At 38.2% G+C, this 13,613-nt stretch carries 15 protein-coding genes and 1 riboswitch; all 15 genes read left to right on the top strand.

What is annotated here, in order from left to right; genetic code table 11:
• Window positions 1–465 precede the first annotated feature (465 nt).
• The 15 genes from ABDZ91_RS08710 (at window position 466) to sufD (ending at window position 13,609) form a co-directional block, all read left to right on the top strand.
• On the top strand, window positions 466–2,250 hold the full coding sequence (locus tag ABDZ91_RS08710) for an acyl-CoA dehydrogenase family protein (RefSeq protein ID WP_343798136.1): 1,785 nt from the start codon (window positions 466–468) through the stop codon (window positions 2,248–2,250).
• Between the two features lie 92 nt (window positions 2,251–2,342).
• A complete protein-coding gene (locus ABDZ91_RS08705) occupies window positions 2,343–2,702 on the top strand; it encodes an arsenate reductase family protein (RefSeq protein WP_343798134.1) in 360 nt (119 codons plus the stop codon).
• 96 nt (window positions 2,703–2,798) lie between these two features.
• Entirely contained in the window at window positions 2,799–3,182 is a 384-nt protein-coding gene (gene gcvH / locus ABDZ91_RS08700; RefSeq protein WP_343798132.1) for a glycine cleavage system protein GcvH, read from the top strand.
• Window positions 3,183–3,575: 393 nt separating this feature from the next.
• The gene (locus ABDZ91_RS08695; protein WP_343798130.1) at window positions 3,576–3,821 is read left to right on the top strand and encodes a YusG family protein; all 246 of its coding nucleotides are present in this window, start codon (window positions 3,576–3,578) and stop codon (window positions 3,819–3,821) included.
• A 171-nt stretch (window positions 3,822–3,992) separates the two neighbouring features.
• Window positions 3,993–4,340, top strand: a complete 348-nt coding sequence (locus ABDZ91_RS08690; protein ID WP_343798128.1) for a toprim domain-containing protein — start codon at window positions 3,993–3,995, stop codon at window positions 4,338–4,340.
• A 41-nt stretch (window positions 4,341–4,381) separates the two neighbouring features.
• Entirely contained in the window at window positions 4,382–4,693 is a 312-nt protein-coding gene (locus tag ABDZ91_RS08685) for a thioredoxin family protein (RefSeq protein ID WP_343798126.1), read from the top strand.
• A 422-nt stretch (window positions 4,694–5,115) separates the two neighbouring features.
• Window positions 5,116–6,408: an MFS transporter gene (locus ABDZ91_RS08680; RefSeq protein WP_343798124.1), complete on the top strand. Its 1,293-nt coding sequence runs from the start codon at window positions 5,116–5,118 to the stop codon at window positions 6,406–6,408.
• A gap of 97 nt (window positions 6,409–6,505) precedes the next feature.
• Window positions 6,506–6,832 (top strand): SCP2 sterol-binding domain-containing protein, encoded by a 327-nt coding sequence (locus tag ABDZ91_RS08675; RefSeq protein ID WP_343798122.1) that lies wholly within the window; start codon window positions 6,506–6,508, stop codon window positions 6,830–6,832.
• A 125-nt stretch (window positions 6,833–6,957) separates the two neighbouring features.
• A riboswitch (SAM riboswitch) is annotated at window positions 6,958–7,065 on the top strand.
• Between the two features lie 159 nt (window positions 7,066–7,224).
• Window positions 7,225–8,250: a methionine ABC transporter ATP-binding protein gene (locus ABDZ91_RS08670; RefSeq protein ID WP_343798119.1), complete on the top strand. Its 1,026-nt coding sequence runs from the start codon at window positions 7,225–7,227 to the stop codon at window positions 8,248–8,250.
• Window positions 8,243–8,911, top strand: coding sequence for a methionine ABC transporter permease (locus tag ABDZ91_RS08665; RefSeq protein WP_343798117.1), 669 nt, complete (start codon window positions 8,243–8,245; stop codon window positions 8,909–8,911). Before ABDZ91_RS08670 ends, ABDZ91_RS08665 begins: the two co-directional genes overlap by 8 nt.
• Before the next feature lie 14 nt (window positions 8,912–8,925).
• Window positions 8,926–9,813 (top strand): MetQ/NlpA family ABC transporter substrate-binding protein, encoded by an 888-nt coding sequence (locus tag ABDZ91_RS08660; RefSeq protein WP_343798114.1) that lies wholly within the window; start codon window positions 8,926–8,928, stop codon window positions 9,811–9,813.
• 584 nt (window positions 9,814–10,397) lie between these two features.
• Window positions 10,398–10,772: a carboxymuconolactone decarboxylase family protein gene (locus ABDZ91_RS08655; protein WP_343798112.1), complete on the top strand. Its 375-nt coding sequence runs from the start codon at window positions 10,398–10,400 to the stop codon at window positions 10,770–10,772.
• A 263-nt stretch (window positions 10,773–11,035) separates the two neighbouring features.
• The gene (locus tag ABDZ91_RS08650; RefSeq protein ID WP_343798110.1) at window positions 11,036–11,188 is read left to right on the top strand and encodes a YuzK family famiily protein; all 153 of its coding nucleotides are present in this window, start codon (window positions 11,036–11,038) and stop codon (window positions 11,186–11,188) included.
• Window positions 11,189–11,502: 314 nt separating this feature from the next.
• Window positions 11,503–12,288, top strand: a complete 786-nt coding sequence (sufC, locus tag ABDZ91_RS08645; protein WP_343798108.1) for a Fe-S cluster assembly ATPase SufC — start codon at window positions 11,503–11,505, stop codon at window positions 12,286–12,288.
• A gap of 16 nt (window positions 12,289–12,304) precedes the next feature.
• On the top strand, window positions 12,305–13,609 hold the full coding sequence (sufD, locus tag ABDZ91_RS08640) for a Fe-S cluster assembly protein SufD (protein WP_343798106.1): 1,305 nt from the start codon (window positions 12,305–12,307) through the stop codon (window positions 13,607–13,609).
• The last annotated feature ends 4 nt before the right edge of the window (window positions 13,610–13,613 follow it).

The raw sequence follows: 13,613 nt of genomic DNA, 5'->3' as shown, positions 1-13,613 counted from the left end.
TGGGCTTAGTTCTGAATTAGGCTCTGAGTTCTGAACTAAAGGTCCTGAGTTCTGAATTAAAGGACCTGAGTTCTGAATTAAAGGTCTTGAGTTCTGAATTAAAGGTCCTGAGTTCTGAATTAAAGGACCTGAGTTCTGAATTAAAGGTCTTGAGTTCTGAATTAAAGGTCCTGAGTTCTGAATTAAAGGTCTTGAGTTCTGAATTAAAGGTCCTGAGTTCTGAATTAAAGATCTGAGTTCTGAATACCGGGTCTTGAGTGTTGAATAACAGGCATGTGTTCTCAATTATAGTTCCTAAGTTCTGATAAACATCGTCTTACTTCCGAAAACAGGTGCAACAGTTCCGAATAATCGTTAGTGACTTCCGGAAAAGGTCTCAAACTTCTGAAATCCGCGTTTACGGAAGGAAGCCCAGTATCATAAAACAAAAATAAATTAAATCCATTCCCAGAGAGGAGAATTTTAATGACAAAGCAAACGGATCAAATGATCAAAGGCGGAAGCTTTATTTTAGATGACATTGCAGCTAATCAAGTGTTTACGCCTGAGGATTTTACAGAAGAACATAAAATGATCTCAAAAACGACAGAAGATTTCATTGATAATGAAGTATTACCGCAAGTCGAACACTTAGAAAATCACGAGTTCGAACGCTCTGTAAAACTACTTAAACAAGCTGGTGAACTTGGTTTGCTTGGAGTAGACGTACCAGAGGAGTATGGCGGCCTAAGCTTAGACAAAGTCAGCTCAGCCCTCATTGCAGAAAAAATGGCGAAATCTGGTGGTTTCTCTATTTCACATGGTGCACACGTAGGGATCGGTTCTCTACCAATCGTATTATTTGGTACAGAGGAACAAAAGCAAAAATACCTACCAGCCCTTGCTACTGGTGAGAAGCTTGCTGCATATGCCCTAACAGAGCCAGGTTCTGGTTCAGATGCTTTAGGTGCAAAAACGACTGCGAAATTAAACGAAGCGGGTACTCATTATGTGTTGAACGGAGAGAAACAATGGATTACAAACTCAGCATTTGCTGATGTATTTGTTGTCTATGCAAAAATCGATGGAGAGCACTTCTCAGCCTTTATCGTAGAAAGAGATTATCCAGGCGTTTCAACGGGTCCTGAAGAAAAGAAAATGGGAATCAAGAGTTCTTCAACTAGAACCCTAATCCTTGAAGATGCTCAAGTTCCTGTTGAAAACCTTCTAGGGGAAGCAGGCAGAGGGCACATTATCGCATTCAACATCTTAAACATTGGCCGATACAAGCTGGGTGTTGGGACAGTTGGTGGAGCAAAACGTGCATTTGAAATTACCACTCAATATGTCAACCAACGTAAACAGTTCAAAACGCCAATCTCTGGTTTTAACTTAACAAAAGAAAAATTATCAACGATGGCATCAAAACTGTATGCTGCAGAAGCATCTGTATACCGCACAGTTGGTTTATTTGAAGACCGTATGAGCCAATTAACAACGGAGCAAGTAAACGATGGTAAAGAAGTAGCTAAATCGATTGCAGAATATGCCATCGAGTGCTCCTTAAATAAAGTATTCGGTTCTGAAGTCCTAGACTATATTGTGGATGAAGGTGTTCAGCTCCACGGTGGATACGGGTTTATGAGTGAATATGAAATTGAAAGAGCATACCGTGACTCTCGTATTAACCGTATTTTCGAAGGAACAAACGAAATTAACCGTCTTCTTGTGCCTGGAACGTACTTAAGAAAAGCAATGAAAGGTGAGCTTCCACTTCTTCAAAAAGCTCAAGCCCTTCAAGAAGAGCTTATGATGATGATGCCTGAAGAGCCTGGAGATGAGCCTCTAGCACAAGAAAAGCATCTTGTGAAAAATGCGAAGAAAATCGGCTTGATGATTGCTGGCTTAGCAGCTCAAAAGTTTGGCCCAGCTTTAGAAAAAGAACAAGAAGTTTTAGTGAATATTGCAGATATCGTTTCAAACGTATATGCAATGGAATCAGCCCTTCTTCGTACGGAAAAAGCCGTTGAAAGAGACGGACTAGAGAAAAGTAAGCAAAAGCTTCTTTATACTCAAATCTTCTGCCAAGAAGCATTCAACGAAATCGAGCAACATGCAAAAGAGTCTCTGATTGCAGTTGAAACGGGTGATTCTTTAAGAATGATGTTATCCGCCCTAAGAAAATTCACAAGACACACGCCAATTAACGTCATTCAAAAGAAACGTGAAGCATCCGTGCTATTGATTGAAGAAGAAAAGTATGTAGTTTAAAAAAAATGGAAAAGCCGGAGATCCCTCCGGCTTTTTCTTAGGTTCATAAGTATGTTACTCTATTCGTAAATCATGTGGACAGAGGTGAAAAAATGGCAATTACATTTTATGGATACCCAAATTGCGGGACTTGTCGCAAAGCTGCGAAATGGTTGGATGAGAATAATGTAGAGTATAACTACATTCACATTGTTGATCAGCCACCAACAAAAGATGAATTAGAAAAAATCTATAAAAACAGCGGACTAGATCTAAAGAAGTTTTTTAACACTAGTGGACAAGTATACCGTGAACTCGGAGTAAAAGATAAGCTAAAAGATATGTCTGAATCTGAGCAGTTAGAACTGCTTGCTTCTAACGGGAAGCTAATAAAACAACCAATCGCAACGGATGGCAATCATGTTACGGTTGGCTATAAAGAAGAACAATATGAAGAGGTATGGAAAAAATAGTCTAGCTTGCATGTCAAATCTTGCATTTTTCGGGTAAAATGTGTCATGATAAATTGGGTTAGATTATTCAAAAAGATACATAATGGAGGGAATAACATGAGCACACCAAAAGATCTTCGTTATTCTGAAGAACATGAATGGGTAAAAGTTGAAGGAGATAAAGTTCGTATTGGAATCACTCACTTTGCACAATCAGAACTTGGAGATATCGTATTTGTTGAGCTACCAGAGGTAGGAGACGAAATCACGGTAAACGATCCATTTGGAAGCGTAGAATCTGTTAAAACAGTTTCTGAATTATACGCTCCGGTTTCTGGTAAAGTTGTAGAAGTGAACGAAGAGCTTAGCGACAGCCCAGAATTTGTAAACGAATCTCCATATGAAAAAGCATGGATGATTGTAGTTGAGCTTTCTAACTCAGCTGAATTAGATGAGCTTATGACAGCTGAGCAATATGACGAAATGACAAACGAAGACTAATCTCTTGAAGCGCTTGAATTTAATTCAAGTGCTTTTTTTCTTGGCTATTTTCATATACTTTGTTGTTTTTGACAGTAGTTGGTTCAATGAACAAGGGACGTTGATTTCCGTTGCAGGTGCTTGCTTTCCGCGGGCGGTCCGGGAGCCTCCTCGTCGCTATCGCTCCTGCGGGGTCTCCCTTGTCCCTCTTTTCCCAATTTCCACTGCTTCCATATATTTCTTCAGGGCAGTGGAAATGAGTCAAGCACCTTCCACTCCAATCAACTGCGGTTAAATAACATGTGCAATAAACAACAATCTTTACGAAAACAGCGTTTTTCTTTAATAAGGAAACCTTCACCAGCATGCTCCTTTCTTTAACGGAAATAATAAAAATAGAAAGGTGGGAATAGCATGACGCTAAAACAAGAAAAGATTGATGTAACAGATCGAATTGTTGGAAAGCTTCATGGAAATCAAATCGATCTTTATCTAGAAAATGAAAAAATTGGTTCTCTAAAAATCCCAAGTGACAAATCTCAATTTGAACTCTCCTCCCAATTTCAAGTGTTTAATCAGAAGATTTTTAAAGACTACTCAGTGGTTCAGGAACCAGATGCCAAATACACAGACTGCGATCAGGAGGGTGGATGGTGTTAAGGAAAGCATAAATCGCTTTCCTTTTTGCACTTATCTACATCACTATTCCTATTTTTAATAAATTGTCAGAAAAATCGGCTAAACTATAAAACAACATGATAAAATTCACATATTACTATCTAAACAGGATATTTTCCAAATTTATAAGTACTTTCTGAAAAGGTGATGGTCATGTGGGAGGAAGAACAGACAAAGGTGTTAATAGTGGAAGGGACCACGGATAAAAGAAAGGTTGAATCCATTTTAAAGGAACCGCTTGAAATCATTTGTACAAATGGAACTTTAAGTATTAGCAAATTAGATGAACTAGTTGATACCTTATATGATAAAGAAGTTTATATCCTAGTGGATGCAGATGATGCAGGTGAAAAGCTTAGAGGTTTATTTAAACGTGAGTTCCCAGAGGCGGAGCACTTATATATTGATCGAATGTACAAAGAAGTAGCTAATGCACCGAGACATCACTTGGCATCTATTTTATTACATGCTAACATCGATGTAGATATCGACGCATATTAAAGTAAGTGCGGCTATTTATATTGTTAAGGGATGTTAGAGTAATGGAACAATTAACGAGAGAAGAAGCCTCCGTTCTAATGGAGAGGGAGAGACCTTATTTTCTATATCTGTATACACCCATGTGTGGAACTTGTCACCTTGCAGAAAAAATGCTTACTGTCATTGATGAGTTAGACCCTTCCATGTCGATCGGAAAAACAGATATCAACTATATACCAGAGTTTGCAGAACTAGCTGAGATTGAAAGTGTACCATGTTTGGTTTTTATTAAAGACAAAACCATTCACCAAAAATTATATGCCTTTCAATCCGTGCCTCACTTGCTAGAAAAAATGAAAACCTTTAACCGGTAACCTAAATAGGGGAACCGGTTTTATTATTTAGCTGTTTTCGTATCTTTGTTGCTTTTGACAGTGTTGACTCTATGAACAAAGGGTGTTGATTTCCGTTGCAGGTGCTTGCTTTCCGCGGGCGGTCCGGGAGCCTCCTCGTCGCTTGCGCTCCTGCGGGGTCTCCCTTGTCCCTCTTTTCCCGCAGGAGTCAAGCACCTTCCACTCCAATCAACTGCGGTATAATAACATTTGCAATAAAACAATCTTTACGAAAACAGCGTATTATTTTAATCCTTTGGATCCCCCTGAGCAAAAAAGCCCCCAATGTCAAAATCATCAGAAAGATTACAATTGCAGAATTATTGATTTGCCCATTTACTTTCATGGTTGAAGTTTCTATTATTTATTTAGAGTATCGAAAATTCGAGAGGCGAAATTTTACTATGGCATTTATAAATGAATGGGTTAATCAATATAAAGGATATCACCGCAATGTAAAACTAGCTCAATTAGCTAACATTTTGGCTCAAATTGGGATGGGTGTATTCCTGGTTATTTATAACTTTTATGTGCGTGAGCTAGGGTACAGTGAACAGACGAATGGGGAAATTATTGCATTCACTTCTTTAGCCACTGCGATTGTTTTAATTCCTGCGGGGATTATGAGTGACCGAACGAGTCGAAAGAAGGTCATGATATTTGGCTCAATTCTAGTTGCGCTCACCCTCCTTTTTAGAGGAGTGTTTCAAGATGAAAGCTTGTTACTACTCTTTGCTTTTCTAACAGGTGCTTTCATGGCATTTGTTCAGGTTTCAATTGTTCCTTGGTTAGCGGAAAATTCTACTGCCAAACAAAGAGTTCATTTATTTAGCTTCCACTTTGCTGTAATGACAGGGGCTAATGTAATTGGAAATCTAATCGGAGGTGGTCTAACCGATCTCCTTTCCCTTTTTACAACAGAACTTTTAGCGATTCGTTGGACCTTAATATTTGGTAGTGCCATATTTATGGCCGGTATTATTCCTTTATTTTTCTTGAAAGAAGCACCAAAAGAAAAGAAGAGTCCTTCTGTAAAGAAACGACTTCCTGCTCTACATACTTGGAAGGAAAAGAAAAACAGTTTAATCCTAATCGGATTGTTTGCTTTTGCCCAGCTTCTTATTGGGTTTGGTGCAGGCTTAGTCATTCCATATTTAAATTTATATTTTGCGGATCGATTTGAAGCGAGTACTTCAATGGTGGGCTTAATTATTTCTGGTGGTCAGGCTGCCACAGCAGTTGCTATGTTTATCGGACCACTAGTGGTGAAAAGAGTAGGTGAAGTTAGAGCTGTCGTCTTTCTTCAATTAGCTTCTTTACCATTTTTGCTACTAACAGCTTATACACAACAACTATGGCTGGCGGCATTAGGATTTTTATTCCGGCAGGCCTTAATGAATGCTGGGAACCCCATTCAAACGTCCTTAATCATGAGTCGAGTTGATAATGAAATGAAGGGACTGGCTAACTCGGTTAACCAAATGGTATTTCAGTTGGGGTGGGCGGTTATGGGTCCTGTTTCTACTGGTATCGTGATTCATTACGGTGCATATTGGGGATATGCAACCGTCTTTACCATTACTGCCGGTCTCTATTTAATAGGGTCTGTTTATTTCTTTATTATGTTTAGAAGCAAATTTTTTGAAAAATTAACAGTCAGTCAAACAAAAGTCGAAGCAAGTAAAACAGCAGGATAACTTGTCGAACGTTAATAAAAGGACATTTCTCTCTCCAAATCGAAATCTTTATATACGAAACGAATGGTTCGGAAGATTTATGGGGGAGTGGTCTAAAATGAAAGAAAGAGTTTTTTCATGGTTAGAACGGCTAGAAAACCGACCAGACTTGCAATTACTAATACCAGCCTATGAAACATTTGTATCTATTGAAAGTGAGAAAGAAACCGTTCACTTTGTTCTCTCTAAGGATAAATGTAAAGGTACGGAGGATTCTTTTGTACAGCCGGATTTTTCAGTCCATGGAGATGAAAGATCCATTTATAGACTTTTGTCTGGTGCGGAAATGATGCAACAATTATTCAAGCAAAAAGAGATTACAGTTAAGGGTAAATATCGGACATTGCTGTTATTTGAATCATTATGCTGGTTAAATAAACCATGATTTTTTAACGTATTTTTGATTGACAGAAAAAATTCACCATGATACTATGAATCTCGTATTCTTTGATGCATTAAATCGTTATTAAGTTATAGCGTTAATTTATATACTTAAATTGAATAGTCGTTCTCTTATCGAGAGAGGTGGAGGGAAGTGCCCGATGAAACCCGGCAACCGTCAATTACAATTGAAATGGTGCCAATTCACGCAAAGCAGTGTGCTTTGAAAGATGAGGGAAAGGATTCTTACAATATGTAAACCTTTCTGCTCATTTGCGTGCCGGAAAGGTTTTTTTATTTGTTTTCTTTATCTCTCTTTTGGAAAAAATTTATACTCATTTTGACTACTAAACGGACTATTTTTATATGAATACTAGGATAGAGAGGGGGAGCTTTATGATTTCCATTCAAAAAGTGACTAAGCGTTTTAAATCGAAACAGGGAACGCTACTAGCTGTTGATGATGTTCAATTAGATATTCAAGACGGCGAGATATTTGGTGTAATTGGATACAGTGGGGCTGGAAAAAGTACGCTCCTTCGTATGTTGAACGGTTTAGAAAAACCAACAGACGGATCGATTCAAGTAGGCAAGCACACCATCTCGGCTATTAAAGGAAAGAATCTTCGCCAGGCTAGACAAAAGATCGGAATGATTTTTCAGCATTTCAACCTACTTTGGTCTAGAACTGTGTTTGATAATATAGCTTTTCCATTAGAAATTGCAGGTATTCCGAAAAAAGAGCGAGCTCAAAAAGTGAAAGAGCTCATTAAATTGGTTGGACTTGAAGGAAGAGAGAAGGCGTATCCATCTCAATTAAGCGGAGGACAAAAGCAACGCGTTGGGATTGCTCGTGCATTAGCAAATGATCCGCAAGTGCTACTTTGTGATGAAGCAACATCTGCACTAGACCCGCAGACAACCGACTCCATTTTGGAACTTTTAGTGAGCATTAACGAAAAGTTAGGTTTAACCATCGTTTTGATCACACATGAAATGCATGTTATTCAAAAAATCTGTCACCGTGTAGCAGTGATGGAATCTGGAAAAGTGGTTGAGTTAGGTTCTGTTCTAGATGTATTTAAAAATCCAAAGCAACAGGTAACAAAGCGATTTGTGCAACAGGTGACAGAACCAGAAGAAACTAAAGAAACGATTGAACATTTGCTAGAACGCTATTCAGAGGGGAAAATTGTGAAGCTTTCATTTGTTGGTGAAAATGCGGAGAAGCCAATTATTACTTCTATTATCCGTGATTTTCCAGTCACAGTGAACATATTGCAAGGGAAAATTTCACATACCCAAAATGGGTCCTACGGTTCTTTATTTGTTCATTTGAATGGTCAGGAAGAAGAAGTTCAAAAAGTACTCGAATTTCTAAAAGCTCAACAAGTGGGGACGGAGGTGTTAGCGAATGCTTAGTACTTGGTTTCCAAATGTTGATTGGGAAGATATGTGGGTTGCTACTGAGGAAACATTATATATGACAGGTGTTTCTGTCGTGTTTACGCTCGTATTTGGAATTTTATTAGGATTACTACTATTTCTATCTTCCAAAGGGAATCTATGGGAGAACAAATTAGCAAATGTTGCTACATCTGCAGTGGTTAATATATTCAGGTCCATTCCGTTTATTATTTTGATTGTTTTATTACTTGGATTTACAAAGTTTTTAATGGGAACCGTCCGTGGACCCAATGCAGCATTACCATCTCTAATTGTTGGAGCGGCACCATTTTATGCAAGAATGGTGGAAATTGCCTTTAGAGAAATTGATAAGGGTGTAATAGAAGCTGCGAGGGCTATGGGGGCTAAAACAAGCACCATTATATGGAAGGTGCTATTACCAGAATCCATGCCAGCACTCGTTTCAGGTATTACGGTTACAGCTATTGCACTAGTTGGATATACAGCTATGGCAGGTGTTATTGGAGCTGGTGGTCTTGGTACCCTAGCTTATTTGGATGGTTTCCAGCGAAGTAGAGAAGATGTGACTTTAATGGCTACCATACTAGTACTCATTATCGTATTTATCATCCAATTTATTGGAGATAACATAACAAAACTTTTAGACAAAAGATAGGAGAGACAGAAGAAATGAAAAAATGGCTTACACTTTTACTTATTGCTACTTTTGCCCTTGTGTTAGCTGCATGTGGTACTGCAGATGACGAAGGTGCACAAGGAAATGGTGCTGCTACAAATGAAACAGCAGATGAAAATAATGAAGCAGCAAACGAAGGGGAAAAGACAACTTTGGTCGTAGGTGCATCTAACGTACCTCATGCTGAAATCCTAGAGCAAGCACAACCACTTCTTGCTGAAAAAGGTATTGAATTAGAAATTGAAGAATATACAGATTACATTTTTCCAAACCAAGATTTAGATAACGGAACATTAGATGCCAACTATTTCCAACACATTCCTTATTTAGAAGCTCAAATGGAAGAGCATGGTTATGGGTTTGTAAATGCTGGAGGCATACACATCGAACCAATCGGAGTTTACTCTCAAAAGCACGAAAGCCTTCAAGACCTACCAGATGGTGCTGTTATTTTAATGAGTAACTCAATTCCAGACCACGGTCGTATTTTATCAATGCTTGAAAACGAAGGCCTTATTAAACTTGATCCTGAAGTAGAAAAAACAAAAGCAGAGATTAAAGATATTATTGAAAACGATAAAAACTTGGAGTTTGAATATGACTATGAAGCTGCACTTCTTCCGCAGTTGTACCAAAGTGGAGAAGGAGATGCCGTTTTAATTAACTCTAACTATGCAATTGATAATGGAATCAACCCTGTTGAAGATGCTATTGCATTAGAAAACGAACAATCTCCATATGTAAATGTTATTGCGGTACGTAAAGGTGATGAAAACTCTGAAGCAATCCAAGCGTTAATTGAAGTTCTTCGTTCTGAAGAGATTCAAAACTTTATTTTAGAAGAATATGAAGGTGCTGTTGTCCCGGTAGCAGGTGAATAATTTCTAATGAGAAACTCCTATCCTCAGATGAGGGTGGGGGTTTTTTTGTGATTTTGATGATACGAGGCCAAGCGGACACACGTTCCGTTATTTGATCGTTTAGTGGTATTTTTCGTCTAAAAATAGGCAAATAGCGGATCCTCTGTCCGCGAAATTTCTGAAAATATGCTTTTGGGGGCAAATAACGGAACCTAAGTCCGTTTAAATTACCAAGCGGACACAGGATGCGCTATTTTATTGAAAATGCCGGTTTTTGGGTGTGAAGCGGACACACGTTCCGTTATTCGACCGTATAAATGTATTTTTCGGCTGAAAATAAGGAAATAGCGGATTCTCTGTCCGCGAAACTACTGAATGTATGTTTTTTGGGGGAAATAACGGAACCTAAGTCCGTTTAAATTAACAAGCGGACTCAGGAACCGCTATTTTAATGAAAATGCCGGTTTTCGGGGGTGTAGCGGACAAACGTTTCGTTATTCCTGGCCAATAAGTCCAACGATATAAAATTTCGGAACAGCCTTTGAATATATTCGCTCACCCTGAAAGATACTATCCAAGAAAATTGCAAATTGAGGTGAAGAAATATGGAACATGAACATTTTAATCACAGCCATCCAGTAACCGATTCCCTTCACGCATACAAGGTCGGAATGGGTGCTTTTAATGAAAAAATGCCAGAGCTTGTCCATAGATTTAATCAGTTTACGGAAACTTGTTTTCAAGAAGGTACACTGACAAAGAAAGAAAAGCAACTAATTGCTTTAGGGATTAGTCTGTATTCTCAAGATGAGTATTGCATTATTTACCATACTAAAGGGTGTCTCGACCAAGGTTGCTCTGAAGATGAAATTTTAGAGGCAGTTGGCGTTTGTGCAGCTTTTGGTGGGGGAGCAGCTTTGAGTCAAGGTGTTACTTTAGTCCAACAGGCTGTACAGGAATTGAATCAGCTTAAGCAATAATGATAGAAGCTCCTTAGGTGGGAGCTTCTTTTTATGTCATTATTTGCCGAATCGGTTCTGATAGAGAGCATATTAGCAGAATTGTAAGAATAGGTGAGTTGAAATCACCTGAGTGGGGTATTTGAAGGGTCACCGTTTTATGTGAGTGATTATAGCGTTTGTGTGATTGGAAAGAGGAGTGTATTGTAGGTACTGTATTAAATTTTAAAACCTGAAAGGATTGATTCATTATCCAACCTCTTAATATGAAGGTTACTACGGATATGGAAAAAGCAATGCAACAAGCACATGGAATTGGTTATGAAGTGTACTCTCAAAAACATGAAATTAGAATGAAAGTTGAAAGAAAACGTGAAAAAGATTATATTCAGAGTCAACGAATTGTAATGGAACATGATCGTAAGCTTTTCTCATAGGTGAGATTATATATAAGAAGTAATTCAGTTAAACATTGGAAACCAGCCAACAAATTAAGAGGCTGGTTTTTTCTCGTTTTTGGAAACATTAAAAATGGGAAATTTTCAGGAATTGGGTTACTTAAATCAACAAGACTTTACTATCATTTTATGTTAAAGTGTGGAGAGTAAAGGCTTATAGGTATAACGGTTGCTAACACTTTGGATTTGTTATAAGATTGTAATGAGAATAAACTGAGAATTGTTCCTTTTACTATCCTCTCTAGGGGATAGATATTGAACATAGGAAAGATAAAAACGGAGGTATATTTTACATGGCTGGTTCTACTTTAACAATTAAGGATTTACATGTAGAAATTGATGGAAAAGAGATCTTAAAAGGAGTAAACCTTGAGATCAAAGGTGGAGAAATTCATGCCATCATGGGACCAAACGGTACTGGTAAATCTACATTATCTTCAGCAATTATGGGACACCCAAAATATGAAGTAACAAAAGGCTCTATCGAATTTGATGGAGAAAATGTCCTAGAAATGGAAGTTGACGAGAGAGCTCAAGTTGGGCTATTTCTAGCTATGCAATATCCAAGTGAAATTAGCGGAGTAACAAATGCTGATTTCTTACGTTCGGCTATCAACGCTCGTCGTGAAGAAGGCGATGAGATTTCTTTAATGAAATTTATTCGCCAAATGGATGAAACAATGGAATACCTAGAAATGGATCCAGATATGGCTCAACGCTATCTAAATGAAGGGTTTTCTGGTGGAGAAAAGAAACGTAACGAAATTCTTCAGTTAATGATGATTGAGCCGAAGATTGCGATTCTTGACGAGATTGACTCTGGACTAGATATTGATGCCTTAAAAGTCGTGTCAAAAGGTATTAACAAAATGAGAGGCGAAGATTTTGGTTGCCTAATCATTACTCACTATCAACGTTTACTAAACTACATCACTCCTGATTACGTACATGTAATGATGCAAGGGCGCGTTGTAAAATCCGGAGGTCCTGAATTAGCTCAACGTCTTGAGGCGGAAGGATATGACTGGATTAAACAAGAACTTGGTATTGAGGATGAAACGGTAGGACAAGAAGCGTAAATCTAGGAGGATTGAAATGACGTTGGATACGAAACGTTTTGATGCAGAGTATATTCGCAGTTTTTCAGCGAACCAACAAGAACCTAATTGGCTTTTGGAAATGCGTTTAAAGGGATTAGAACTTAGTGAATCTCTTCCACTTCCAAGACCAGATAAAACAAAAATAGATAAATGGAACTTCACTGAATTTAAAGAGCATTCAGCTAGTAATCAAGGGTTCCAAAACCTTGAGGAGCTACCTGAGGTTGCTAAATCATTGATTAACCTGGAAGAACAAAAGAACTTATATGTTCAAAAGAATAATCATGCAGCATATATTGCTCTTTCACCAGAATTAAAAGAGCAAGGTGTTGTGTTCACAGATATTTTTACAGCTGCTAAAGAACATGGCGATTTATTAAAGAAATATTTCATGGTGAATGGTGTAAACGTTGATGAGCACAAGCTAACTGCTTTACACGCTGCCTTCTTAAATGGTGGAGCTTTCCTATATGTTCCGAAAAATGTAGAAGTGAAAGAACCAATTCAAGCTGTTTACATTCACGATGATGAAAATGTATCACTGTTTAACCATGTTATCGTGGTGGCAGACGATCATTCTTCTGTTACTTATGTTGAAAACTATATTTCTCCATTAGCAGAAACAGATGCAATCATCAACATCGTTTCTGAGGTTATTGCAAATACCAATGCTCGTATCACATATGGTGCGGTAGATAACTTAGCAAGTGGTACAACAGCTTATATCAATCGTCGTGGAGTTGCTGGGAAAGACTCTAAGATTGAATGGGCTCTTGGTTTCATGAACGATGGAAACACAATCTCTGAAAATGTTACAAACCTAATTGGTGATGGATCTTACGGTGATACAAAATCAGTTGTAGTAGGTCGAGGAAAACAGACCCAAAACTTCACAACTAAAGTGGTACACTTCGGTAGAAACTCTGAAGGCTATATTCTAAAACATGGTGTTATGAAGGATGAAGCTTCTTCTATCTTCAATGGTATCGGTAAAATTGAACATGGAGCATCAAAGTCCAATGCAGAACAAGAATCCCGTGTCTTAATGCTAAGTGAAAAAGCACGTGGGGATGCCAACCCAATTCTACTTATTGATGAAGATGACGTAACAGCCGGTCACGCCGCTTCAGTAGGAAGAGTTGATCCAATTCAACTTTATTACCTCATGAGCCGTGGAATTAGTCAAAAAGAAGCGGAAAAACTTATCATTTATGGTTTCTTAGCTCCTGTTGTAAATGAACTTCCAATTGAAGAAGTGAAGAAACAACTAATGGAAGTTATTGAAAGGAAAGTGCAATAGAATG

Origin of the sequence: Bacillus carboniphilus (genome assembly GCF_039522365.1) — a bacterium.
In the GTDB taxonomy this organism is placed as follows: domain Bacteria; phylum Bacillota; class Bacilli; order Bacillales; family JC228; genus Bacillus_BF; species Bacillus_BF carboniphilus.
This window is presented reverse-complemented; position numbering and strand designations above follow the sequence as displayed.